This window comes from Streptomyces sp. NPDC048255, from assembly GCF_040652415.1.
Lineage (GTDB): Bacteria > Actinomycetota > Actinomycetes > Streptomycetales > Streptomycetaceae > Streptomyces.
In genome coordinates this window covers 89,274-113,380 of record NZ_JBEZMA010000019.1, presented here as the reverse complement: position 1 = coordinate 113,380, position 24,107 = coordinate 89,274, and the positions used below count along the sequence as shown (strand labels likewise).

General features: G+C 73.6%; 18 protein-coding genes. 8 read left to right on the top strand and 10 right to left on the bottom strand.

Going from position 1 to position 24,107, the window contains the following annotated elements:
• Positions 1-62 precede the first annotated feature (62 nt).
• The gene (locus AB0D94_RS17765) at positions 63-572 is read right to left on the bottom strand and encodes an SUKH-3 domain-containing protein (protein WP_362052276.1); all 510 of its coding nucleotides are present in this window, start codon (positions 570-572) and stop codon (positions 63-65) included.
• 2 nt (positions 573-574) lie between these two features.
• Positions 575-1,201 (bottom strand): YwqJ-related putative deaminase, encoded by a 627-nt coding sequence (locus AB0D94_RS17760; RefSeq protein ID WP_362052274.1) that lies wholly within the window; start codon positions 1,199-1,201, stop codon positions 575-577.
• 229 nt (positions 1,202-1,430) lie between these two features.
• Between AB0D94_RS17760 and AB0D94_RS17755 the strand changes: the two genes are divergently transcribed.
• The 3 genes from AB0D94_RS17755 (at position 1,431) to AB0D94_RS17745 (ending at position 6,002) form a co-directional block, all read left to right on the top strand.
• Positions 1,431-2,426 carry an SMI1/KNR4 family protein gene (locus AB0D94_RS17755; RefSeq protein ID WP_362052272.1) on the top strand — a complete coding sequence of 332 codons (996 nt, stop codon included), beginning with the start codon at positions 1,431-1,433 and terminating at the stop codon, positions 2,424-2,426.
• 7 nt (positions 2,427-2,433) lie between these two features.
• Positions 2,434-4,995 (top strand): SUKH-4 family immunity protein, encoded by a 2,562-nt coding sequence (locus tag AB0D94_RS17750; RefSeq protein WP_362052271.1) that lies wholly within the window; start codon positions 2,434-2,436, stop codon positions 4,993-4,995.
• 134 nt (positions 4,996-5,129) lie between these two features.
• The gene (locus AB0D94_RS17745; protein WP_362052269.1) at positions 5,130-6,002 is read left to right on the top strand and encodes a DivIVA domain-containing protein; all 873 of its coding nucleotides are present in this window, start codon (positions 5,130-5,132) and stop codon (positions 6,000-6,002) included.
• A gap of 641 nt (positions 6,003-6,643) precedes the next feature.
• Here AB0D94_RS17745 and AB0D94_RS17740 read toward each other — a convergent pair.
• Positions 6,644-7,519 (bottom strand): alpha/beta hydrolase, encoded by an 876-nt coding sequence (locus AB0D94_RS17740; RefSeq protein ID WP_362052267.1) that lies wholly within the window; start codon positions 7,517-7,519, stop codon positions 6,644-6,646.
• Positions 7,520-7,600: 81 nt separating this feature from the next.
• Here AB0D94_RS17740 and AB0D94_RS17735 point away from each other — a divergent pair, with 81 nt between their 5' ends.
• Positions 7,601-8,164, top strand: a complete 564-nt coding sequence (locus AB0D94_RS17735) for a CGNR zinc finger domain-containing protein (RefSeq protein WP_362052265.1) — start codon at positions 7,601-7,603, stop codon at positions 8,162-8,164.
• A 14-nt stretch (positions 8,165-8,178) separates the two neighbouring features.
• Here AB0D94_RS17735 and AB0D94_RS17730 read toward each other — a convergent pair whose 3' ends face one another.
• On the bottom strand, positions 8,179-9,051 hold the full coding sequence (locus tag AB0D94_RS17730; RefSeq protein WP_362052263.1) for a hypothetical protein: 873 nt from the start codon (positions 9,049-9,051) through the stop codon (positions 8,179-8,181).
• 80 nt (positions 9,052-9,131) lie between these two features.
• Positions 9,132-10,796 (bottom strand): MFS transporter, encoded by a 1,665-nt coding sequence (locus AB0D94_RS17725; protein WP_362052261.1) that lies wholly within the window; start codon positions 10,794-10,796, stop codon positions 9,132-9,134.
• 349 nt (positions 10,797-11,145) lie between these two features.
• Between AB0D94_RS17725 and AB0D94_RS17720 the strand changes: the two genes are divergently transcribed.
• Both AB0D94_RS17720 and AB0D94_RS17715 read left to right on the top strand, forming a co-directional pair.
• The gene (locus AB0D94_RS17720) at positions 11,146-11,934 is read left to right on the top strand and encodes an ABC transporter ATP-binding protein (protein ID WP_362052259.1); all 789 of its coding nucleotides are present in this window, start codon (positions 11,146-11,148) and stop codon (positions 11,932-11,934) included.
• Positions 11,931-14,516, top strand: a complete 2,586-nt coding sequence (locus tag AB0D94_RS17715; protein WP_362052257.1) for an FtsX-like permease family protein — start codon at positions 11,931-11,933, stop codon at positions 14,514-14,516. Before AB0D94_RS17720 ends, AB0D94_RS17715 begins: the two co-directional genes overlap by 4 nt.
• A gap of 97 nt (positions 14,517-14,613) precedes the next feature.
• Here AB0D94_RS17715 and AB0D94_RS17710 read toward each other — a convergent pair whose 3' ends face one another.
• The 3 genes from AB0D94_RS17710 to AB0D94_RS17700 form a co-directional block, all read right to left on the bottom strand.
• Entirely contained in the window at positions 14,614-15,972 is a 1,359-nt protein-coding gene (locus AB0D94_RS17710; RefSeq protein ID WP_362052302.1) for a DUF2079 domain-containing protein, read from the bottom strand.
• A 103-nt stretch (positions 15,973-16,075) separates the two neighbouring features.
• Positions 16,076-16,450, bottom strand: coding sequence for a type II toxin-antitoxin system VapC family toxin (locus AB0D94_RS17705; protein ID WP_362052255.1), 375 nt, complete (start codon positions 16,448-16,450; stop codon positions 16,076-16,078).
• Positions 16,447-16,725, bottom strand: a complete 279-nt coding sequence (locus AB0D94_RS17700; RefSeq protein ID WP_362052253.1) for a type II toxin-antitoxin system prevent-host-death family antitoxin — start codon at positions 16,723-16,725, stop codon at positions 16,447-16,449. Before AB0D94_RS17700 ends, AB0D94_RS17705 begins: the two co-directional genes overlap by 4 nt.
• A 229-nt stretch (positions 16,726-16,954) precedes the next feature.
• Here AB0D94_RS17700 and mfd point away from each other — a divergent pair, with 229 nt between their 5' ends.
• Positions 16,955-20,485, top strand: coding sequence for a transcription-repair coupling factor (gene mfd, locus AB0D94_RS17695; RefSeq protein ID WP_362052251.1), 3,531 nt, complete (start codon positions 16,955-16,957; stop codon positions 20,483-20,485).
• Positions 20,486-20,581: 96 nt separating this feature from the next.
• Here mfd and AB0D94_RS17690 read toward each other — a convergent pair whose 3' ends face one another.
• Both AB0D94_RS17690 and AB0D94_RS17685 read right to left on the bottom strand, forming a co-directional pair.
• Positions 20,582-20,761, bottom strand: a complete 180-nt coding sequence (locus tag AB0D94_RS17690; protein WP_362052249.1) for an antitoxin — start codon at positions 20,759-20,761, stop codon at positions 20,582-20,584.
• Positions 20,762-20,840: 79 nt separating this feature from the next.
• Positions 20,841-21,695, bottom strand: a complete 855-nt coding sequence (locus tag AB0D94_RS17685) for a hypothetical protein (protein ID WP_362052247.1) — start codon at positions 21,693-21,695, stop codon at positions 20,841-20,843.
• A 189-nt stretch (positions 21,696-21,884) separates the two neighbouring features.
• On the opposite strand from AB0D94_RS17685, the gene AB0D94_RS17680 reads away from it, so the two are divergent.
• On the top strand, positions 21,885-24,092 hold the full coding sequence (locus AB0D94_RS17680) for an N-6 DNA methylase (RefSeq protein ID WP_362052244.1): 2,208 nt from the start codon (positions 21,885-21,887) through the stop codon (positions 24,090-24,092).
• Positions 24,093-24,107 lie beyond the last annotated feature (15 nt).

The window sequence follows — 24,107 nt, the reverse complement described above, 5'->3', positions numbered from 1 at the left end:
CGGCGCTGTGATCCGGTGGTCGCTTCCGGATCACAGCGCCGGGGATGCCGGCCGGCCGCTGCCTAGCCGGTGGTGAGGCGGGTCGGCTGGAGCCCCGTGAGGAGGAGGTTGAGGGCCTCGTCGACGCTGGAGCCCAGGTACCAGTCGCCGGTGTGGTCGATCCCGTAGACGCGACCCTCGCTGTCGAGGGCCAGGTGGGAGCCCCGGTCGGCCTCGACGCCGAGGGGGCAGAGCTGGGTCGACAGGGCGCGGCCGAGGTCGGCGAAGGTGCGCGCCAGGTGGAGTCCGGTGAGCGGGTCGATCCGGACCGGCGTGGGCGCTATCTGGCGGCCCGGACCGGGGGCCGTGACGGTGAGCCCGCCGAATTCGGCCCAGGCCTCGACGGCGGCCGGGAAGACGGTGTGGCGGTGCCCGGCGGGGGTGGTGTGGTCCCGCAGGGCATCGGCCCAGTACTCGGCCTGCTTGATGTCCCAGCGGCCGGGCTCCCAGCCGGCGGTGCGCAGGGCGGAGTCCACGGCGACGGGGAACCGGGTGGCGGAGGAGCGGTCGTAGGACGCTGAGGTACTGGTCATGGCTACTCGGATGCGGTGAGGTCGACGGAGCGTACGCCGAAGTGGGCGAGGAGGGCGTCGCAGGAGCGGCACGGGGGCGCGTAGCTGCCGTGCAGGGGGTCGCCGTCCTCGCGGATGCGGCGGGCCGTGATCTTCGCGTGCTTGAGGGAGCGCCGGGCCTCGCTGGGGGTCAGCGGTTTGCGCGAGGCGCGCCTGCTGCGGGCGCCCTCCACGGCGGCCAGGTGGCGGGAGAGCAGGATCGCCTCCGGACATCGGCCGGTGAAACGTTCGCGCTGGCCGCTCGTCAGGGTGTCGAGGAAGTCCTGGACGAGGGGGTGCAGTACGGGTGGCTGGTCGGCCTTGCCCGCGGTGCCGGTGAGGGTTTCGCCGCGGACGGAGAGGGCGGCGGCCACGGTGGGGAGGATGCCGTCGCGGCGGAAGCGCAGCACGGGTGCGGCTGGTCGGCCGTCGGTGCTGCTCCAGCGCAGGCGGGGATCGCCGACGGGGCCTGCGGCGGGGTCGCCCGCGTCGGCGGCCGCCGTGATGGTTCCCGGCGGGCCGGGCGTCCCCGGAGCCGCCGGAGTCCCCGAGGTCACCGGGGTTCCGGGGCCGGTGTCGGCCGGATCTGTGCGTGTTGCCGTGTTCTGCATGGTCGCGCTTTCCCTCCCGTGGCCGCGGTGGTGCCGCTGTCGCGCACGCCCCCGTGCTGCGGGGACAGCCTGTCAAATGTCACCTGTAGTGCGGAAGCGGGGTCGAATTTTCGTATCAATTCGGATGTTCCTGGCCCTTGCGCGGGCGTGCGGGTCATGGGCGGGTGAGCCCCTTGCCCGAGCACATAGGCTGTGGTGAACCAGCCAGATCCAGCAGGGGGCTACCGCCATGACGACAGGTCGGCTCGGGCAGCAGGCCGCGCCACCCAACGCCGCTTACTCGGGGCAGGTCGTGCATTTCCCGGACCCGGTCCGGGCCGCTCGGCATCCCCATGGAGTGCGGATCGACGGGAACGGGTATCCCGACTTCTCCCGGTACGCGCGCGCGGCGGTGGAGATCGCCGAGCCGCCGGAGGGCTTCGGCGTGGACGAGCTGCGGCTGACGGACTACGTGTCCGCGAACGCGGCGATGCGCGAGGCCGGCCACGAACTGTGGGACACGGTCGGCCCGGTGGCGACCCCGCACGGCTGGACCTGGCACCACGTGGCGGGCGGCCGGCGGATGGAGCTGGTACCCGTCGAGGTGAAGGCGCTGCTGCGGCACCACGCCGGGCTGGCGACGGCGCCGGTGGACCACGTCAAGCGCGGGACGCGGCCGTTGCAGGAGATGCGCCCGGTGCACATGGGGCTGCCGAAGTCGGTGGTCTCGGTGTCCGAGGGCCAGGTGCAGGGCGTCGAGGAGGACCTCGGCTACCGGCTGCCGGAGGCGTACCGCTCGTTCCTGAAGGCCGCGGGCGGCTGCGCGCCGGTGGGCGCGGGCCTGGACGTGGACCTCGGTCTGCTGGTGGACCAGCCGTTCTTCACGGTGCGTGAGGAGGCGGCGGTCAACGACCTCGTCTACGTCAACAAGTGCCTGCGGGACCACCTGACGAAGGACTACCTGTGCGTGGCCTTCGCGCAGGGCGGGCTGCTCGCGCTGAAGGTCAGGGGCGAGGCGATCGGTTCGGTGTGGTTCTCCCCGTACGACGATGCGCGCGACCAGGACGGCTGGTCGGTTCAGGAGCGCGTGGAGCGGCTTTTGCTGCCGTGCGGCGGTGATTTCGACGCCTTTCTGGAGCGGCTGGCGGGGAACCCGCCGGAGTTGGAGACGGTGGCCGGTCTGATGGTGGACGGCGGATTCGCGCGGTCGGTTCCCGTGGCGCGTTCCGGTACGGATGAGGGGTGACGGCGCGGTGGTGACCTTTGCGCAGGCGCAGGAGCGCGCCGAGGAGTGGATCAACGGGGACGTGCCCGCGTACCAGCACCGTGAGGTGCGCGTACGGGAGTTCGGGCTCGGGTTCGTGGTGTGGGCGGAGGACCGCGCGGCGGGTCCGGTGTCGGGCGGCGGGCGGCAGCGCCTCGTCATCGCCCGGGACAGCGGCGAGGTGACGCTGTGGCCGGGGCTGCCGGTGGGTGAGGTGATCCGCCGGTACGAGGAGGAGTACGGGGCTTCGGCGGCTCCGGTGGCGGAGGCTTCGGTGCCGACGCCGCGGATCGACTCCGAGCAGACCTCCTTCATGCTCAGTCCGCCGGAGTGGTTGCAGGAGGCCGCGGACCGGGCGGGGATCCCGGGCGGTTCACCGAGCCCGGCTGCGGCTCCGGCTGCTCCGGCCCCGGTTCGGGCCGAGGCGGCACCGGCGGAGGCTTCGGCGGCGGAGCCGGTGGCCGCTCCCGAGCCGGTCTCCGCCCCCGCTCCGGCTCCGGTGGAGGCGGTCCCGCTGCGGCGCGGCGGTGAGATCCCGTACGAGCCCACCGCCAACGACGGTGTCCCGGTCGGGGCCACCCCGTGGGCCGGCACCGATGTGAACGCCGACGCGGACGACGTGTCCGTGCCGCTGCCCGCGACCGTGTTCGCGCCGCCGCTGTCGGGTTCGGACCTGGACGACACGCCGTCGTCCGGGGTGGCCCCGGAGGCGAAGACCACGCTGATGGCCGGGGGCAGCCAGCTCCCGAAGACGGCGGTCTCCCCGGCGCTGGGGTCCCTCCCCGGCTCCGGCGCGGCCGCGGGCCCCGGCCCGGGCCCGCGCTCGCACGCGGGTGACATCGCCGACGCGCCGACGAGCAAGGCCCAGGTCGGCCCGCCCCGCGGGGGCGCCGGTTCCGCGGGCGGTCCGGGCGCCGGACAGCCCGCGACGCCTCCGGGCCCGCCCGGGGCTCCGGGTACGCCCGGCGGCGCGCACCACGCCGCCACCATGCTGGCCGGCCCCGGTGTCCCGACGCCGCCCGGTCCGCCCGGTGTGCCCGGTGGCTCCTCCGGTGCGGGGCAGCCGCCCGCGCCTCCCGGCCCTCCCGGTGCGCCCGGTGCTCCTGGTGGTGGGCTGGACCATGCCGCGACGATGCTGGCCGGTCCGGCCGTGGTCGGGCAGCCCCCGGCGCCGCCCGGTCCGCCGGGCGTGCCCGGTGGTTCCTCCGGTGCGGGGCAGCCGCCCGCGCCTCCCGGCCCTCCCGGTGCGCCCGGTGCGCCCGGTGGTGGGCTGGACCATGCCGCGACGATGCTGGCCGGTCCGGCCGTGGTCGGGCAGCCCCCGGCGCCGCCCGGTCCGCCCGGTGCCCCCGGTGCCCCCGGTGGCGGAGCGCACCACGCCGCGACCATGCTCGCGGGTCCCGGCGTACCCCAGCCGCCCGGCCCTCCCGGTGCGCCCGGAGCTCCCGGTGGCGGGCTCGACCACGCCGCGACGATGCTGGCCGGTCCGCCCGTGGGGCGGCCGCCCGGTCCTCCCGGCCCGCCGCCCGGAGCACCCGGGGTCCCCGCGGGGCAGCCGCCCGCACCCACCGGTGCGCCCACCGTGGGGCCCGGCTACCAGGCCGTGCTCCGCTACCGCGCCCCCGACGGCTCCGAGCAGCAGCTCATCCGCCGCTCGGCGCCCGGTACCCCGCACCCCGAGTGGCAGATCCTGTACGAGCTGCGCGCCATGAACGTGCCGCCGCAGCAGGTGCTGGAGCTGCACACGGAGCTGGAGTCCTGCGAGCTGCCCGGCGGTTACTGCGCCCGGATGATCCGCGAGACCTGGCCGCAGGTGCGGATCACCAGCGTGGCCCCGTACGGCAAGGACCACGCGGGCCGCCAGCAGGGCATGCGGCACCTGCTGACGCATCAGGGCGAGCTGCACCAGGTGGCGGACGGTCCGGCGCGCCCCGCGCCGGTACGGGCGCCGCTGCCGCAGGTTCCGCTCCAGCCGGCGATTCCGCTGGAGGCCATCGCGCAGGAGCTGGCGGGGGCGTTCGGCCCGCAGGGGGTGTTCCGCTTCGACCAGCGGGCGGTGTCCCGTCAGGGTGTGCCGGAGATCGTGGCGCAGACGCTGATGTTCTCGGGGCTGCCCGTCGACTTCGGGCCGTTCTTCTGGGCGCAGGCGGTGCCGGGCCAGCCGGTGCCGACGCTGGCCGAGATGGCGGCGCAGCGGCAGGTGCAGCCGGCGTCGGACGCGGGCTCGTACCTCGTCGTCGGCAGCGACTTCGGCAAGGCGCTCTGCGTGCAGTACGGGACCGCGCACATAGTGGCGGTGCCGGTGGAGGGCGGTCCGGGCGGTGCTCCGGTGCCTCCGCAGTTCGTGAACTCGAGCCTGCCGCAGTTCGCGCGGTGCCTGGCGTTGCTGGGTCACATGTGGCGGCTGCGTCAGCATCTGACGCCGGAGCAGGCGGGGCGCTGGACCGTCGATTTCCAGGCGAATCTGGCGGGGCTGGACAGTGCCGCGCTGGCTTCGCCGGAGAACTGGTGGTCGGTGCTGCTGGAGCAGATGTGGGACGGACTGCTGTGATGTCCGCCTGAACGGATGATCAGTTGGATGGCCGGGTCGGGACCCTCGTACGGGGTCCCGGCCCGGCCATTCCGGCTTCTGTGAGCAAATGACGCATCCTTGACAGGAATCCCCGCGAGAGAGGCGCTTCCAGGATGAGTGCACCCATTGCGACCGTGCGCGGCCGCGGCTACCGCACGGAAGAGGTCGACCGGTATCTCGCGCGGCTCTCCGGCAGCCGGGACGACGCCTGGGAGCGCGTGGCGCGGCTGACGGTCCTGGCGAAGCGGATGGAGGAGGAGGCGGCGCGGCTGCGCGAGGCGGTCTCGGCGCTGGCCCCGCAGACGTACGACGAGCTGAGCGAGCGCGCCCGCCGGATCCTGCTGCTGGCGCAGGAGGAGGCCGATTCGGTACGGACGGACGCGCGGGCGGACGTGGCCACGACCCTGGGCGCCGCCGAGGCGCACGCCGACCGGGTGGCGGAGCTGGCGCGGGGCGACGCGGAGGCGGTGCGCGAGCAGACGGAGGTCCGCGCCCGGCAGGGCCTGCTGCGGGCGCAGCGGGAGGCCGACGACCTGCGCGCGGGGGCCCGGGACGACGCGGCGCAGTGGCGGGCGCACGCGCAGGCGGCGCTGGTGGAGACGCGGCGGCGGTCGGAGGCGCTGCTGGCCGAGCGGGAGCAGGAGCAGGCGGAGCGCCGGGAGGCGGCGGAGCGGGAGCTGGCGGAGCGGGAGGCGGAGCTGGAGGCGCGCCACGCGGAGCTGGAACGCTACGCGGAGGCCCGGCTGGCGGAGGCCCGCCGGGGCTTCGCCGAGGCCGAGGAGTCGGCCCGGCACGGCCAGGAGGACGCGGAGGCGCTGGCCGCGGAGCTGCTCGCGGAGGCGCGGGTGGCGGAGGAGCGGACGGGGCGGGAGACGGAGCGGGTCCTGCGGGAGCACGCGGAGGCGCAGGAGGAGATGCGGGCGCACATGAACCACGTCCGCGCCAGCCTGGCGGCCCTGACGGGCCGTGCTCCTGCGGAGGGCTGAGCGGATCGGGTTTGGGCCCGGCCCTGCTCCTGTGGAGGGCTGGGCGGTTCGGGTTTGGGCCCGGCCCTGCTCCTGTGGAGGGCTGGGCGGTTCGGGTTTGGGCCCGGCCCTGCTCCTGTGGAGGGCTGGGCGGTTCGGGTTCGGGCCCGGCCCTGCCCCTGCGGCGGGTTCGAGCTCGGCCCTGTCACTGCTTGGGGTTGGGTGGGATCGAGTGCGGGGCCCGGCTGCGGAGGGCTGGGCGGGATCGGGTTCGGGCCCGGTCGTGCGGTGCTCCTGCGGAGGCTGGGCGGGGCTCGTTCGGCTTCGGCCGCGCGGTGCTCCTGCGGAGGGCCTGGCCGGGGCTTCGCGGGGCCGGGGACGGGGCCGGGGCGGGGTGTCGGCCGGGACTCATGATTTATGGCGCCCTGGGCCGGCTTCGTTGCTTCGGGCTGTGGATGCGCCGACAAATCACGTTCTACGTCCCGGCCGACACCCCACCCCGTCCCCGTCCCCGGCAAGTTCCCGGTGCACCCCGCCCGTCCGGGCCTGGGCCGGGCACCTTCAGCCTCGCCGGCGTTTGAGGCGCGGGTCCGGGCGGAGCCCGGGGAACGGAGGAAGGGTGGGGTGGGGGCCGGCTCCGCGCAGCGGCACCCGTGCCCTGGTTACGGGAGCTCCGCCAGGAACGTCGCGATCAGCGGGGCGATGTGCGGGAGGTGGGTCTCCAGGGCGAAGTGGCCCGCGCCCTCGAAGACGTGGACCTCGGCGTCGGGGACGTCCTGGAGGTAGGCCTTGGCGCCCGCCGGGGTGAAGAAGGGGTCGCCCGCGCCCCAGACGACCAGCACCGGCGGCCGGGCGGTGCGCAGCCAGGACTGCCAGGCGGGGTAGTGCGCGAAGTTCGAGGAGTAGTCGAAGGCGAGGTCGGCCTGGGCGTCGGCGCGCCCCGGCAGGCCGAGGTAGTGGACGTCCAGGGTCCAGTTGTCGGGGGAGATCAGGCTGGTGTCGGCGACGCCGGTCTCGTACTGGAAGCGGGTGCCCTCCAGGGTGAACAGGCTGCGGACCCGCTCCTCGGCGCCGGGCACCTCGCGCCGCAGCCCGGCGAACTCGCGGGCCGCGTCGGAGAGTCCCTCCTCGTAGGCGTTGCCGTTCTGCACGATCAGGCCGGTGACGCGGCCGGGGCGGCGTGCGGCGAGCCGCAGGCCGACCGGGGCGCCGAAGTCGAAGACGTAGAGGGCGAAGCGGTCGAGGCCGAGGGCGTCGGTGAAGCCCTCCATGACGTCGGCGAGCCGGTCGAAGGTGTAGGTGAACCCGGCCGGGGCCTCGGTGCGGCCGAAGCCCGGGTAGTCGGGGGCGATCAGGCGGTGCGGGCCGTCGCCGAGCGCGTCCATCAGGCGGGCGAACTGGTGCGAGGCGGTGGGGAAGCCGTGCAGGAGCAGCAGTACGGGTCCCTCGGCCGGGCCTGCCTCGCGGTAGGCGATGCGGACGCCGTCCACCTCGACGGTGCGGTGCCGGACGGGCGAAGGGGTGGCGCGAGCGATCATCACATGCCTCCTGCGGTCTTGGTTCCATTAGTTTTACCGGCGATCGCTAATGGGTCAAGTGGGTGCAGTAGCATTAGACGCGTGACAGTGACCTTTCCGCTCACGGGCGAACCCCTCGCCCTGGACCTGCTGAACACCCGGCCCGCGACGGGCGACCTCGTCGGCGGTCCGGCCGGCCTCGCGGACTGGCTGGCCGCGCAGGCGGGCCGGCTGACCCCGGTCGCCGCGGTGGGCCCGGCCGAGGTGGCGGCCGCCCTGGCCGTACGCGAGGCCGCGCGCCCGGCCCTGGAGGCCGCCCGGCGCGGGGAACGGCCGCCGGCCGACGCGCTGCGCGCTCTGAACGCGGCGCTGGCCGCGGCGCCCTCCCACCGCGAGCTGGTCTGGAGCGCCGGGGCGGGGCTGACGGCCGAGTCGCGCCGGGAGGCGGGCCCGGCCCGGCGCCTCGCGGCGGAACTGGCCGAGGCGGTGGCCGAGCTGCTGACCGCCCCCCGGGTGACGGAGGTGCGCTCCTGCGAGGCCGAGGACTGCGTGCTCCTCTTCCTCCCGGCGCACCCCCGGCGGCGCTGGTGCGTGGCCTCGGCCTGCGGCAACCGGGCCCGGGTGGCCCGTTACTACGCCCGCCACAAGACGGACCCCGGCGGCTGACCCGGTGGCAGGGATCAGCCGGTGGGCCCGTCGGCCCGCTCGTCGGCCGGCGTCTGCTGCGCCGGGAGCTTCGGCGCGGTGCCCTCGTAGCGGTACGGGTCGCTGCGCAGCCCGCGGGAGCTGACCACCACCGTGAACGGGGGCCGCGCGGCGGGCGGCAGAGGGGCCGTCAGAGCGCCGGTCAGCGGGTCCGTCGTGACGGGGAGCGGGGTGTCGTCCACCGTGAGGCGGGGCTCGGTGAAGCCGCCGCCCTCGACGGTGACCAGGCCCTCGGAAACGGTGGCGTCCGTGATCACCGGTGTGGCGCGGGTGGCCATCTTGTTCACCAGGTACGCGCCCGCCGGGGCGCCCGTCAGGGCCCACATCTCCTCGGGCAGGCGCGGGAGTCCGCCGCCCACGTCGGCGAGGAAGAACAGCACCACGTACAGCATCGTGACGGCGCTGAGGGCGACGTACTGGAGGTCGACGAGGTCGGTCCGCCCGCTGTCGTTCGCGATCAGCTCCCGCACCGGCCGCCGCCCCGAAGCCGTGGGACGCGCGGCCGGTTTGGCCATGCTGCCGTTCTGCACGCGCAGGCCCACGACCGTCTTCGCCCCGATCAGGGCCACGTACGGGCCGCCCAGCAGGGGCAGGTACACCGTGGTCAGGGTGGAGAGGGGGCCGTGCTCGCCCTCGAACCAGCCGACGCCGCCGCCCGCGGTGAGCCCGTAGGCCAGGGTCGCCAGGAGCAGCCAGAGCAGGATCACCGTCCAGGCCAGGGCCAGTGTGGTCGAGGTGGACAGGCGGCCGTCGCGGCCGGTGACGAAGCGCTGGTGGCGGCGCAGCCGCAGGGCGATCGGCCCGGCCACGGCGGCCAGCAGTGCGAGCGAGAAGAGTGCGGAAACCATGTCGTCCCCCCGGAGAACGGTCCTTGCCCTGAGACTTACCCACTGGCCCGGGTCATGACAAGCCGCACCGCCGCGGGCCCTCATTCCTCCCGGTGTTCCGGCAGGACGGGGAACTTCCGCGGTGCCATCAGCAGCAGGACCAGCAGCGCGGCCACGGCCGCGAACGTCGCGCCGAGGAAGACGTGGTCCACGGCCGTGGCCACGGCGTCGCGCAGGTAGTCGGAGGCCGCCTGGGGAAGCAGCCCCGGCTGGTCGAGCGCCTTCGACACCTCGTCCAGGCTGTCGGGGAGGCCGGGCATCGGGGCGTGGGTCAGCCGGGCGGCGATGGTCGCGTTGGCGACGGCTCCGAACAGGGCGGCTCCCACGCTCTGGCCGACCTGCCGGGAGAAGAGGACGGAGGCCGTGGTGGTGCCCCGTTCCGCCCAGCCCACGGTGGACTGCACCCCGATGATCAGCGGGAGCTGGAAGAGGCCGAGGGCGGCGCCCAGCAGCAGCATGACCAGGGCGGGCTGCCAGGGTGCGCCGGGGTGGGGGAGCAGGGTGAAGGAGTAGAGGATGACGGCGGCCAGCGAGATCCCGACGGCCGCGGAGTTGCGGAAGCCGATGCGCCGGTAGACGTGCTGGCTCAGGGCGGCGCTGATGGGCCAGCTCAGGGTCATCACGGACATGACCAGGCCGGCGGCCACGGGGTCGAGGCCGAGTACGGACTGGGCGTACGTGGGCACGAACACCATCGGCGCGACCATGAGCAGGCCCAGTGCCCCGAGGGCCAGGTTGACGGCGGCGATGGTGCGCCGGCGCCACACCCAGCCCGGCAGGATCGGTTCCTCGGCCCGGCGTTCCACCCGGACGACCAGGGCGGCCAGCAGGGCGCTCGAGCCCAGCAGCCCCAGGGAGGGCGCGGACAGCCAGGGCCAGGCGACCCCGCCCTGTACGAGGGCGAGGAGCAGGACGCCGCCGCAGGCGAAGATGGACAGGGCCCCGGCCCAGTCGACCGGGCCCTTGCGCCCGGGGGACCGTACGGGCTCGGTCAGGTGACGGGCCACCATCCACAGGGCGAGCGCGGCCAGCGGCAGGTTGATCAGGAAGATCCAGCGCCAGTGCGCGTACGCGGCGAGCAGCCCGCCGAGGGCCGGCCCGGCCACGGCCGAGGTGGCCCAGACCGAGGACATCCGGGCCTGTATCTTCGGGCGGTCCTTGAGCGGATAGAGATCGGCGGCCAAGGTCTGCACCGTGCCCTGGAGGGCGCCGCCGCCCAGGCCCTGGACGATGCGGAACGCGATGAGCGCGGCCATGTTCCAGGCGAGCGCGCACAGCAGCGAGCCGACGAGGAAGAGCGCGATGCCGAAGAGCAGGACGGGCTTGCGGCCGAGGGTGTCGGACAGCTTGCCGTAGACGGGCAGGGTGACGGTGACGGCCAGCAGGTAGCCGGAGAAGAGCCAGGAGAAGACGGAGAACCCGCCGAGGTCGCCCACGATCTGCGGGACGGCGGTGGCGACGACGGTGCTGTCCAGGGCGACCAGGGCCATGCCCAGCATCAGCGAGGCGACCACGGAGGCCGGCGGCTTCCCGGCCCCGGCGGCCTTGCCCGGCGCGTGCGTCCCGGAGCCCGCCGCTCCGGCACCACCGGCTACTGCGGCACCACCCGCTACTCCGGCACCGCCCGCTGATCCGGCGCCCACTGCCCCGGAGCCCGTCGCGGACGTGCCGTCCGGACTGCCGCCGGAGCTCTCCCCTGAGGTCACCAAGATTCCTTCCCCCTGCACGTAACTCCGGGGAACACCTTCTCACCGCGGGTCCGCCGGGCGGTATCCCCCAGGCCGCCTCCCCCTGGAGGTGGAGAACCCCTAGGGGGCCCTCCACATGAGGGTCCAGGGGGCGTTCGTCCCGGCGGAGGAGGTGCGGGGCCGGGGCAGGTCCTTGACTGGTTCCTACGGGCGGGGCGCCGGGGGGTGGGGTTAACCCCCCGGCGGATACGGCGATGAGCACCAGCGCGCCGGATGCCCCCGGCCAGCAGACTCCATGACGGCGACACGCGGGCACACACGTCCCGCGGCGCATGCGGCGCACGCACGACGAACGAGGGGAAACACCGTGACAACGGCTATGACCGAGACCAGGCACGGGGGCACTGGCGGCCATGAAGCCGTCGCGGCCCGGGCACGGAAGGTCGTCAAGGCCTACGGTTCCGGCGAGACGCGCGTCGTCGCCCTGGACGAGGTCGACGTGGACATCCGGCGCGGCCAGTTCACCGCGATCATGGGCCCCTCGGGCTCCGGCAAGTCCACGCTGATGCACTGCCTCGCCGGACTCGACACGGTGACCAGCGGGCAGATCCACCTGGACGACACCGAGATCACCGGGCTGAAGGACAAGAAGCTCACCCAGCTGCGGCGCGACCGGATCGGCTTCATCTTCCAGGCCTTCAACCTGCTGCCCACGCTGAACGCCCTGGAGAACATCACGCTCCCCATGGACATCGCGGGCCGCAAGCCCGACAAGGAGTGGCTGGACCGGGTCGTGGAGACCGTCGGTCTCGCGGGGCGCCTCAAGCACCGCCCGACCGAGCTCTCCGGCGGTCAGCAGCAGCGCGTGGCGGTCGCCCGTGCCCTCGCCGCCCGCCCGCAGATCATCTTCGGTGACGAACCGACCGGAAACCTCGACTCCCGGGCCGGCGCCGAGGTCCTCGGCTTCCTGCGCCGCTCGGTGGACGAGCTCGGCCAGACCATCGTCATGGTCACCCACGACCCGGTCGCCGCCTCCTACGCGGACCGCGTCATCTTCCTCGCCGACGGCCGGATCGTCGACGAGATGTACGGGCCCACAGCCGACCAGGTGCTCGACCGGATGAAGGACTTCGACGCGCGCGGACGGACGTCATGAGCAACACCGTCCTGAAGACCTCGCGGCGCAACTTCGTCGCGCACAAGGGGCGGATGGCGCTGTCCGCCGTCGCCGTCATGCTCTCCGTCGCGTTCGTCTGCGGCACCCTGGTGTTCACCGACACCATGAACACCACCTTCGACAAGCTGTTCGCCGTCACCAGCTCCGACGTGACCGTCAGCCCGAAGGAAGCCAAGGGCGGCGAGGAGGTCTCGGACCGCGGCAGGCCCGAGACCCTGGACGGCCAGGTCGTCGAGAAGGTCGCCGAGGCCGAGGGCGTCCAGGGCGCCGAGGGCGCCGTCATGTCGATGTCCGTCACGGTGGTCAACGCCAAGAACGAGAACATGGGCTCGACCACCGGCGCCCCGACCATCGCGGGCAACTGGAACAACAACGAGCTCAAGTCCATGAAGATCACCGCCGGCCACGCGCCGCGCGGCCCCACCGAGGTGATGATCGACGCCGACACCGCGAAGAAGCACCACCTCGCACTCGGTGACGAACTGCGCACCATCGCCGTCACCGGCGACATCCGCGCCAAGATCACCGGTATCACCACCTTCACCGTGACCAACCCGGGCGCGACGATCGTCTACTTCGACACCGCCACCGCGCAGCGCCAGCTGCTCGGCGAGCCCGGCTCCTTCACGCACGTCAACGTCACCGCCAAGGACGGGGTGAGCGACGAGCAGCTGAAGCAGAACGTCACCAGTGCCCTCGGCGCGGACACCTACAAGCTCCAGACCGCCAAGGAAGCCGCGGACGCCAACCGCAAGGACGTCGGCTCCTTCATGAACGTGATGAAGTACGTGATGCTCGGCTTCGCCGGGATCGCCTTCCTCGTCGGCATCTTCCTCATCTTCAACACCTTCTCGATGCTGGTCGCCCAGCGGACCCGCGAGATCGGCCTGATGCGCGCCATCGGCGCCGACAGCGGACAGGTCCTCAAGTCCGTGGTCCTGGAGGCCTACCTCCTCGGCCTCGTCGGCTCGGTCCTCGGCGTCGGCGCCGGCATCGGCCTGGCCGTCGGACTCATGGAACTCATGGGCCAGATGGGCATGGAGCTGTCCACCGACGACCTGACCATCGCCTGGACCACCCCGGTCATCGGCCTGCTGCTCGGCATCAAGGTCACCGCGATCGCCGCCTTCATCCCGGCCCGCCGGGCCGGCAAGGTCTCCCCGATGGCGGCGCTGCGCGAGTCCGGGACCCCCGGCGACAAGAAGGCCGGCATCGTCCGCGCCGTCCTCGGCCTGGTCCTCACCGGCATCGGCGGCGCGGGGCTCTTCCTCGCCGCGGCCGCCGAGAAGGCCGGCCCCGGATCGATGTGGCTTGGCCTGGGCGTGGTCTTCACCCTGATCGGCTTCATCGTGATCGGCCCGCTGCTCGCCGCGGGCGTCGTACGGGTGCTCTCCGGCGTGGTCCTGCGGCCCTTCGGGCCGGTGGGCCGGCTCGCCGAGCGCAACGCCCTGCGCAACCCGCGCCGGACCGGTGCCACCGCCGCCGCGCTGATGATCGGCCTCGCCCTGGTCGCCTGCCTGTCGGTGGTCGGCTCCTCGATGGTGGCCTCCGCCACCGACGAGCTCGACAGGTCGGTCGGCGCGGACTACATCGTCAACTCCCAGACCGGTCAGCCGGTGCTGCCGCAGGCCGAGCAGGCGCTCCGCGCCACCCAGGGCCTCGACCACGTCACCGCCTACCGGGAGGTGGAGGCCAAGGTCACCGCACCCGACGGCGCCAGCGAGACGGTGGAACTCGGTGCCACCGACCCGACGTACGCCCAGGACATCCGGCGCAAGATGGTCGCCGGCGAGCACGCGGCGGCGTACGGCAAGGGCTCCATGTCGGTGGGCTCGGAGTACGCCACCGCGCACGGGATCAAGCTCGGCGACGAGCTGACGGTCGCCTTCACGGGCGGCAACACCGTCAAGCTGAAGGTCGCGGCGATCACCAGCGACGAGGGCAACCTCGACAAGACCATGAAGTACGTCAGCACCGCGGTCGCCCAGGCGAACGTCCCGGCCGACCGGCTGCCGCTCCCCTTCATGCTGCTGACCAGCGCGAAGGACGGGCAGTCCGACGCCGCCGCGTACGAGGCGGTCAAGGCGGCCATGGCGGAGTACCCGCAGTACATGGTGCGCAACCAGGCCGACTACAAGCAGGCGCTGAAGGACCAGGTCGGCCAGCTGCTGAACATGGTCTACGGGCTCCTCGGCCTCGCCATCGTCGTCGCGATCCTGGGTGTCGTGAACACCCTCGCCCTGTCGGTGGTGGAGCGGACCCGCGAGATCGGCCTGATGCGCGCCATCGGCCTCTCCCGCCGCCAGCTGCGCCGCATGATCCGCCTGGAGTCGGTGGTCATCGCCCTCTTCGGCGCCCTCCTCGGCCTCGGGCTGGGCATGGGCTGGGGGGTCACCGCCCAACAGCTGCTCGAGCTCCAGGACCTGAAGGTGCTGGAGATCCCGTGGCCGACGATCCTCGGGGTGTTCGCCGCCTCGGCCTTCGTGGGCCTGTTCGCCGCACTGGTCCCGGCCTTCCGGGCAGGGCGGATGAACGTACTGAACGCGATCGCGAGCGAGTAACGACCGCCGCGGTCGTACGGGGGAAACAACGGGGGAACCAACAGGGGAGGGCGCCGGCCCCGGACCGTCCGAGAGGGCGGTCCGGGGCCGGCGTCGTTCACTGCCTGCGGATCAGCACGACCCCTCCGGCCTCGCCCACGAGTTCCCACCGGTGCCCGGGGTGCAGCTGGCCGGCGTAGACGACGGGGTTCTCGCCGGCCCACGCGGAGGAGTTGTCGAGGGTGATCCAGTCGGGGACCTCCCCGCGGCTGCCGCCGATCCAGAACACCCGGCAGCGGGAGGTCAGCCGGGTCAGCGGGCCGGTGTCGGCCTCCACGGTCGCCCCGTCGGGGATCCGGTCCAGGAGCCGTTCGATCGCCACGACCCGGTCGGGCTTCTCGTACGTACTGGCCCGCGCGAGCTTTTCGGTCGGCAGGGCGGTCGCGCTCAGGGCGAGCCCGGCGGCGAGCACGGCGGTGGGCAGCTGGAGGGCGTACGCGCGCAGCCAGGGCCGCTCGCTCCGCCGGACGGTGTCGATGGCGTCGACCAGCGCGAGGGTCACGACGGGCATGAGGACGGCGCTGTAGTGCCAGTCGGTGGACCAGTAGTGGTCGTCCCCGGACAGGAACCGCCAGCCGAGGGTGGGGGCGGCGACCAGCAGCAGCGGGGAGCGGAGCGCGAGCAGGCCGGCGGTGGGGACGAGCACCCACGCGAGGGTGGCGAGCTTGGTGCCGGTGCCGGCGAACGGGCCCGCGCCGTCGATCTTGTCCCAGTAGCCGTACCCGTCGGTGGCGAAGGCCGGGACGATGACGGTGAAGACGAGGACGGCGAAGACCGAGGCCCCGCCCGCGACGGCGACGGCGGTCCAGGCGGCCCGCCGGTCGGTCGGCAGGGCCCGCCAGGCCACCACCGCGGCCAGGGCGGCGAGCGTGAAGCCGAGGTCCTCCTTGACGAGCAGCAGCGGCAGCCCCCACAGCAGGGCGGCGCCCCAGCGCCTGGCGAGCACCGCCTCCAGGGCGAAGGCCAGCAGCGGCACGGCGAAGGCGATCTCGTGGAAGTCGAACTCCACGGCCCGCTGGACCCCCCACGAGAGCCCGTACGCCACCCCGAGCGCGATCCCCCGGGCCCGTCCCAGCAGCCGCGCGGCGGCCCGGGTGACGGGGACGGCGGAGAGCGCGAACAGCCCGGCCTGGGCGACGAGCAGGGTGACGGGGCCGGGGAACACCCGGTAGAGGGGTGCGACCAGCGCGATGATCGGGCTGAAGTGGTCCCCGAGGATGTTCGTCCCGGGCCCCTTCAGGTCGGCCACGGGCTCCTGGAGGTGCGCGTAGGCACGGATGGCCTGCTCGAATATGCCCAGGTCCCAGGAGGCCCACTCCATCCGGCGGAAGCGCCCGACGGACAGCACGAGATAGACGAGGAACAGCCCGGCGGCCACCACGTAGGGCCCCGGCCACGGGACCCGGCCCTGCCCCACCGCGGCCGGGGTGGCGGGGGCAGGGCGGGTTATCGCATCGCTCGTCACGGGTCTGGCTCCTCGGCCGCGCGGCGTGAACTCCTGCGGACACGGCGCGGCGAGCTCAGACGGTCAGTACGCCGACATCGTAGAGCGGGATGAATTTGTCGCGCGTGACGAGGGTCAGCCCTTCCGACTGGGCCTGGGCGACCAGCATGCGGTCGAAGGGGTCCCTGTGGTGGAAGGGGAGCTGTCCGGCCCGGATCCCGTGGAGCGCTGTGACGGGGAGCGGCCGGAGCTGGCAGTCCCGGGCCCGTTCGGGCAGGTCCTCGGGGCCGTCCAGCTTGCCGAGGGCCTGCTTGACCGCGAGTTCCCAGGGGGTGACGGCGCTGACGTAGGCGAGCCGTTCGGTGTCGAGCAGGTCCTTGACCTCGTCCGACAGTTGCGCGGAGTCCGTCAGCCACCACACGACGACGTGCGTGTCGGCCAGCAGCTTCACTCGGCCACCCCGGTCGCCTCGGGATGCGCGACCAGGCCGAAGGCTTCGGCGAAACCGGCGTCATCGGACATGTCGTCGAAGTCGTCGGCGAAGGTGACGGGCTCCCTGAGGGATCCGCGAGAGGTCCGCAGTACCTTCCCGGCGAGCGGGATCACCTTCGCCACTGGTTCGCCGGCCTTGCTGATGATCACCTCCTCGCCGGTCGCGACCGCCTCCAGGATCTTGGAGAAGTTCGTCTTCGCCTCGTGGACGTTGTACTGCCGGGCCGCTTCCATCGCGCACTCCAGGACATGGGGTGGACTAACTGCTGGACCAAGCCTAGGGCCATCAGTGCGGCCCGCGCCAGCTCCGTCACCCCCGCGGGGGACCCGAATCCCCCGCGCGTGGCGCCCGGGGGCGTCGTAGGGTGGGAACCCCCGGCCCGTGAGACGTGTCGGGCCCTTCGCGTTGCCCCATCGCACCCGCACAACCCTCACGACCCTCACCGGACGGAAAGCCCCCTTCATGAGCCTGCACGGACTGCTCGACGCCGTCACCCGGGATCCCGCTCTCGCCGAGGCGGTCACCGCGGCCGGGGACGGCAACCGCATGCATGTGGACCTGGTCGGCCCGGCCGCCGCGCGGCCCTTCGCGATCGCCGCGCTCGCCCGCGAGACCCGGCGGACCGTCCTCGCGGTCACCGCCACCGGCCGCGAGGCCGAGGACCTGGCGGCCGCACTGCGCTCGTTCCTGCCGCCCGACGAAGTGGTGGACTACCCGTCCTGGGAGACGCTCCCGCACGAGCGGCTCAGCCCGCGCAGCGACACCGTCGGCCGCCGGATCGCCGTCCTGCGCCGGCTCGCGCACCCGGCCGGGGACGACCCCGCCGCCGGGCCCGTCTCGGTCGTGGTCGCCCCCATCCGGTCCGTGCTCCAGCCGCAGGTCAAGGGGCTCGGAGACCTCGTACCCGTGAGCCTGCGGCAGGGCGTCAGCGCCGACCTCGGCGAGATCACCCAGGCGCTGGCCGCCGCCGCGTACGCCCGCGTCGAGCTGGTCGAGAAGCGCGGGGAGTTCGCCGTGCGCGGCGGCATCCTCGACGTGTTCCCGCCCACCGAGGAACACCCGCTGCGCGTCGAGTTCTGGGGCGACGAGGTCGAGGAGATCCGTTACTTCAAGGTCGCCGACCAGCGGTCCCTGGAGATCGCCGAGCACGGCCTGTGGGCCCCGCCCTGCCGTGAGCTGCTGCTGACCGACGAGGTGCGCGGACGGGCCGCGGCCCTCGCCGAGGCGCACCCCGAGCTGGGCGAGCTGCTGAACAAGATCGCCGAAGGGATCGCCGTAGAGGGCATGGAGTCCCTGGCCCCGGTCCTGGTCGACGAGATGGAGCTGCTGATCGACGTCCTGCCCGCCGGGGCCATGGCCGTCGTCTGCGACCCGGAGCGGGTACGGACCCGGGCCGCCGACCTCGTGGCCACCTCCCAGGAGTTCCTGATGGCCTCCTGGGCGGCCACCGCGGGCGGCGGCGAGGCCCCCATCGACGTGGGCGCGGCCTCGCTGCGCGGCATCGCCGACGTCCGCGACCGGGCCCGCGAGATCGGCATGATGTGGTGGTCGGTGTCCCCGTTCTCCGCCGACGAGGCGCTCGGGTCCGACACCCTCAAGCTCGGCATGCACGCCCCCGAGGCCTACCGCGGTGACACCGCCCGGGCGCTGGCCGACACCAAGGGCTGGATCGCCGACGGCTGGCACACCGTCTACCTCACCGAGGGCCACGGCCCGGCCGCCCGCACCGTGGAGGTGCTCGGCGGCGAGGGCATCGCGGCCCGCCTGGAGGCGGACCTGCGCACCCTGGAGCCCAGCCTCGTGCACGTCGCCTGCGGCTCCCTCGACAACGGCTTCGTCGATCCGGCGCTCAAGATCGCCGTCCTCACCGAGACCGACCTGACCGGCCAGCGCACCGCCACCAAGGACCTCGGCCGGATGCCGACCCGGCGCCGCAAGACGATCGACCCGCTGACCCTGGAGGCCGGCGACTACATCGTCCACGAGCAGCACGGCGTCGGCCGCTACGTGGAGATGGTGCAGCGCACCGTCCAGGGCGCCACCCGCGAGTACCTCCTCGTCGAGTACGCCCCCGCCAAGCGCGGCCAGCCCGGCGACCGGCTCTACATCCCCACCGACCAGCTGGAGCAGGTCACCAAGTACGTCGGCGGCGAGGCCCCGACCCTGCACCGGCTCGGCGGCGCCGACTGGACCAAGACCAAGGCGCGCGCCAAGAAGGCCGTCAAGGAGATCGCCGCCGACCTCATCAAGCTCTACAGCGCGCGCATGGCGGCGCCCGGCCACGTCTTCGGCCCGGACACCCCCTGGCAGCGCGAGCTGGAGGACGCCTTCCCGTACGCGGAGACGCCCGACCAGCTCACCACCATCGCCGAGGTCAAGGAGGACATGGAGAAGTCGGTCCCGATGGACCGGCTGATCTGCGGCGACGTGGGCTACGGCAAGACCGAGATCGCGGTCCGCGCCGCCTTCAAGGCGGTGCAGGACGGCAAGCAGGTCGCCGTGCTCGTCCCCACCACGCTGCTCGTGCAGCAGCACTTCGGCACCTTCTCCGAGCGCTACAGCCAGTTCCCGGTGAAGGTGAAGGCGCTGTCCCGCTTCCAGAGCGACAGCGAGTCCAAGGTCACCCTGGAGGGGCTGCGCGAGGGCTCGGTGGACGTGGTCATCGGCACCCACCGGCTCTTCTCGCAGGAGACGAAGTTCAAGGACCTGGGCCTGGTCATCGTCGACGAGGAGCAGCGGTTCGGCGTGGAGCACAAGGAGCAGCTGAAGAAGCTCCGCGCCAACGTCGACGTGCTGACGATGTCCGCGACGCCGATCCCGCGCACCCTGGAGATGGCGGTGACCGGCATCCGCGAGATGTCGACGATCACCACCCCGCCGGAGGAGCGGCACCCGGTCCTCACCTTCGTCGGCCCGTACGAGGAGAAGCAGATCGGCGCGGCCGTCCGCCGCGAACTGCTGCGCGAGGGCCAGTGCTTCTACATCCACAACCGGGTCGAGTCCATCGACCGGGCGGCCGCCAAGCTGCGCGAGATCGTGCCCGAGGCGCGGATCGCGACGGCGCACGGCCAGATGTCGGAACAGGCCCTGGAGCAGGTCGTCGTGGACTTCTGGGAGAAGAAGTTCGACGTGCTGGTGTCGACGACGATCGTGGAGTCGGGCATCGACATCTCCAACGCGAACACCCTGATCGTGGAGCGCGGCGACAACTTCGGCCTCTCCCAGCTGCACCAGCTGCGCGGCCGCGTGGGCCGTGGCCGCGAGCGCGGGTACGCGTACTTCCTGTACCCGCCGGAGAAGCCGCTGACCGAGACCGCGCACGAGAGGCTCGCGACGATCGCCCAGCACACCGAGATGGGCGCCGGCATGTACGTGGCGATGAAGGACCTGGAGATCCGCGGAGCGGGCAACCTGCTCGGCGGCGAGCAGTCCGGCCACATCGCGGGCGTCGGCTTCGACCTGTACATCCGCATGGTCGGTGAGGCGGTCGCCGACTACCGGGCGGCCGTCGAAGGCGGGGTGGAGGAGGAGCCGCCGCTGGAGGTCAAGATCGAGCTGCCGGTCGACGCGCACGTCCCGCACGACTACGCGCCGGGCGAGCGGCTGCGCCTGCAGGCCTACCGCTCCATCGCCTCCGCGAACTCCGAGGAGGACGTCAAGGCCGTACGGGAGGAGCTCACCGACCGCTACGGCAAGCTGCCCGAGCCGGTGGAGAACCTGCTGCTGGTTGCGGGGCTGCGGATGCTCGCGCGGGCCTGCGGGGTCGGCGACATCACCCTCCAGGGCCCCAACATCCGCTTCGGGCCGGTGGAGTTGCGCGAGTCGCAGGAGCTGCGCCTGAAGCGGCTCTACCCGGGGGCGGTGCTCAAGCCCGCGACCTCGCAGGTGCTCATCCCGCGGCCGAAGACGGCCAGGGTCGGCGGGAAGCCGCTGGTCGGGCGGGAACTGCTGGCCTGGACCGGGGAGTTCCTCACCACGATCCTCGGCTCGTAGGCGCGGTCGGCCGGAAGCGCGGCCGACTCCGGCCGGAAACGTGGCCGGCCCCGGCCGGGGACCTTGCCGTCCCCGGCCGGGACCGTTCCGGCGTGGCTATTTGTTCGGATCGTCGTCGATTCCCAGCTTGTCTTCCGCCAACTGCTGGCCCTTGTTGACCTGGTCGGTGTACTTGCCACCGGTGCGCTCGTTGGCCTCTTGCTCGGCCTTGTCGGACATTTCCTTGGCCTTGGCCTTGGCCTTCTCCGGGTCCTTGAACCTGTCGAAGATCCCCATGTCGCGGGCTCCTTCCGTATCCCTTTTGCGACGGTACGCCCGTTTGGGGTGATCCGCTCGCCGGGTCGGGAGTCCGGGCTCAGGCCGCCTCGCCGGGGATGCCGCCGCCCTGCTTCGACAGGTCCAGGACGTCGGCGTCCTTCGGGGAGGTGGTGTCGACGGGGGTGCCGTAGGCGGAGAAGAGGACCTCCCCTTCGCTGTCCCCGGAGACGGTCGACTTCAGCAGGTAGGGCGTGCCCTGCGTGGCCACGCTGTCGACCGCGGTGCCCTGGCGGACCGGCGAGGTGATGGTGATCGCCGGCTGGCCGCCGACCACCGTCGCCGCGCCCTTGCGGGCCAGCGGGCTGACCTTGCCCGTACCGCCCGTGAGTTTGGCCAGGTCGCAGCTGGCGGTCATCGTCGCGGCGCGGGGATCGGTGGTCGGTATCTTCACCCAGCGGTCGGCGAGGGTCGCCACCATCTGGTCGGTCTGCTTGCGCGGGGTGTCCTTCATCGCGGCCGCCCCCCGCCAGTAGGCGGCGTCGCCCTTGAAGTGGATGAGGTCGGGGGACTTGATGAGGTTGAGCGTCCCCATGCCCTGGAGCCGGATGGCGCCGTTGCAGCTGCCCTTCTTGTCGAGGGAGAGGTCGATCTCCATCGGCTTGCCGTCCTCGGTGACCTTGGCGATCACGTGGACCGACTCGGCCTTGCTCGTCACCTCGCGGGAACGGGTCAGGATCTCGGCCGCGGACAGGTCGGCGAAGTCACCGGATCCGCCGGCCGACGCGGAGGGCGAGGCGGAGGGCGCGGGCGTCCCGGCCGCCGGCTGGGCCGGGGTGCGGGCCGCCCGGCCGATCTCCGCGGCCTTGTCCCCGCCACCGACGGCCGTACAGGCCGTCAGGGCGCACAGGGCCGAGGTGGCGAGTGCCGTCACGGCGATCGTTCGACTACGCATGAACATTCCCCCCTGGAACAACGTCAGCCCTCGACACTAGCCGTCATCGGCCACCGTGTGCGCGGGGGTTGTCGCCCGGCGCGTCAGGCCGGCCGGTCCGTGTGAACCAAGTCAACGCCATGCAGGTGGAGATATGAGTTCACGCTGTGAACCCGTCTCTTGTGTGTGCACACGGGTATGCTCCCCGGCATGTTCGAGGAGACCGGCGCCGAGAACGCCGAAGTCAGCACCGCAGCCACCGCCGCAACGGCAGCCGCAGCCGCAGCCGGAGCCGACGCCGTAGCCGCGGGAGCGGAGGTCACCGCCGCCGAGGTCGCCCGCCTGGCCGGGGTCGGCCGCGCCGCCGTCAGCAACTGGCGCCGCCGCCACGCCGACTTCCCCAAGCCCGTCGGCGGAACCGAGACCAGCCCCTCCTTCTCCCTGCCCGCAGTGCAGGACTGGCTGCGGGCCCAGGGCAAGCTCGCCGAGGTCCCGCTGCGCGAGCGGGTCTGGCAGCAGGTAGCCGCCCATCCCGGCGGAGCCGTCGCCGCGCTGGTGAGGGTGGGCGGCGCGCTCCTCGTCGTACGGGACCGGCCCACCGACTGGCTGGAGCTGACCGCCGTCTCCGACGAGCGGATGGTCACCCTGCTGCGCCCCGTCCTCGGCCAGGTGCTCGGCGCCCGCCTCGGGCCCGGCCACCCGCTCGCCGCCGCCCCGGTCCCGCCGGCGGCCGGGCCGCTGCTGCGCGCCGCCGCCGAACTCGCCGCCGAACTCGGCGCCCGCAAGGCCTTCGAGTTCCTGCTCGGCCGGTACCTCGACGCCAACCCCCGGCAGTACACCCGCACCCCCGAAGGCCTCGCCGAGCTGATGGCCGCGCTCGCCGGACCCTCGGCCCGCACCGTCCTCGACCCCGCCTGCGGCAGCGGCACCCTGCTGCGGGCCGTCGCCGCTGCCGGCGCCGTCAGCGCCGTTGAGGGGGCCACCGCCCTGTACGCCCAGGACTCCTCGCCCGAACTCGCCGCCCTCACCGCCCTGCGCCTGGCCCTGCACGGCTCCGCGCAGATCCGTACGGCCGCCGCCGACAGCCTGCGCGCCGACGCCTTCGCCCGGCGCGCCGTCGACGCCGTCCTCAGCCACCCCCCGTTCAACGAACGCAACTGGGGCCACGAGGAACTGGCCTACGACCCGCGCTGGGAGTACGGCTTCCCGGCCCGCGCCGAATCCGAACTCGCCTGGGTCCAGCACGCCCTGGCCCACCTCCGCGAGGGCGGCACCGCCGTCCTGCTCCTGCCGCCCGCCGTCGCCTCCCGCCGCTCCGGCCGCCGCATCCGCGCCGACCTGCTGCGCCGCGGCGCCCTGCGGGCCGTCGTCGCGCTCCCGGCCGGAGCGGCCCCGCCGCACGGGGTCCCGCTGCACCTGTGGGTGCTGCGCAGGCCCGCCCCGCAGGCGGCGCCCCCGGCCGGGCTGCTCCTCATCGACAGCGCCGCCGCGGTCCCCGCCGGCGACACCCCGGCCGCGGGATCCTTCGCCGAGGGCCGCCCCCGGTCCCGGTGGGCGGCCGTGCACCGCGCGGTGCAGGAGGCCTGGGCGGCGTACGACCGCACCGGTGCGGCGGAGGAGGTCCCGGGAGTCAGCCGCCTGGTGCCGGTCATCGACCTCCTCGACGACGACGTGGACCTCACCCCGGCCCGCCACCTGCCGCCCCCGGCCGCGGGCGGCGGCCCGGCCGGGCTGGGCGCCGTACGGGAACGGCTCGACGAGAGCCTCGCCCGGGCGGCCCGGCTGAGCCCCCTGCCGGCCCTGCCCGCCCCGCCCGGCCCGCCCGCCGCCCCCGCGGCCCACGGCGCCGCCCCGGCGTCCAGGCCGCCGCTGACCACCGTCAGCGAACTCCTGCGCGCCGGAGCCCTGGTGCTGCACTCCGGCACCGGCAGCGGAACCGGTACGGCGCCCGTCCTCACCGAGCAGGACGTGTACGCCGCCTGCGGCCCCTCCGGCACCCTGGCGGCCGCCGCCGGCGAGCCCGTGCTCACCGCCCCCGGCGACGTCCTCGTCCCCGTCGCCGGCGGCGCCGCCGTCGCCCGCGTCGTCTGCGCCGCCACCGCGGGCGCGGTGCCCGGCCGCGGCCTGGTCCTGCTGCGCCCCGACCCGGCCGCCCTCGACCCGTGGTTCCTGGCCGGATTCCTGCGCGGCACCGCCAACAACCGCCGTGCCAGCAGCCACGCCTCCACCACCAGCCGGCTCGACGTACGCCGGGTCCAGCTGCCCCGGCTGCCACTGGAGCGACAGCAGCGCTACGGGGTCCGCTTCCGCGCGCTCGCCGAGTTCGAGGACGCGCTGCGGCTGGCGGGACGGCTCGGGGAGCAGCTGGTGCAAGGCCTGTACGACGGTCTGTCGGACGGCACGGTCCTGCCGGAGTGAGCGGTCGGGCGGCGA

Coding starts and splice junctions, on each gene's coding strand:
- AB0D94_RS17765 (WP_362052276.1), bottom strand. CDS start 572: ATGACCAGTACCTCAGCGTCCTACGACCGCTCCTCCGCCACCCGGTTC.
- AB0D94_RS17760 (WP_362052274.1), bottom strand. CDS start 1,201: ATGCAGAACACGGCAACACGCACAGATCCGGCCGACACCGGCCCCGGA.
- AB0D94_RS17755 (WP_362052272.1), top strand. CDS start 1,431: ATGACGACAGGTCGGCTCGGGCAGCAGGCCGCGCCACCCAACGCCGCT.
- AB0D94_RS17745 (WP_362052269.1), top strand. CDS start 5,130: ATGAGTGCACCCATTGCGACCGTGCGCGGCCGCGGCTACCGCACGGAA.
- AB0D94_RS17740 (WP_362052267.1), bottom strand. CDS start 7,519: ATGATCGCTCGCGCCACCCCTTCGCCCGTCCGGCACCGCACCGTCGAG.
- AB0D94_RS17730 (WP_362052263.1), bottom strand. CDS start 9,051: ATGGTTTCCGCACTCTTCTCGCTCGCACTGCTGGCCGCCGTGGCCGGG.
- AB0D94_RS17715 (WP_362052257.1), top strand. CDS start 11,931: ATGAGCAACACCGTCCTGAAGACCTCGCGGCGCAACTTCGTCGCGCAC.
- AB0D94_RS17700 (WP_362052253.1), bottom strand. CDS start 16,725: ATGGAAGCGGCCCGGCAGTACAACGTCCACGAGGCGAAGACGAACTTC.
- mfd (WP_362052251.1), top strand. CDS start 16,955: ATGAGCCTGCACGGACTGCTCGACGCCGTCACCCGGGATCCCGCTCTC.
- AB0D94_RS17690 (WP_362052249.1), bottom strand. CDS start 20,761: ATGGGGATCTTCGACAGGTTCAAGGACCCGGAGAAGGCCAAGGCCAAG.
- AB0D94_RS17685 (WP_362052247.1), bottom strand. CDS start 21,695: ATGCGTAGTCGAACGATCGCCGTGACGGCACTCGCCACCTCGGCCCTG.
- AB0D94_RS17680 (WP_362052244.1), top strand. CDS start 21,885: ATGTTCGAGGAGACCGGCGCCGAGAACGCCGAAGTCAGCACCGCAGCC.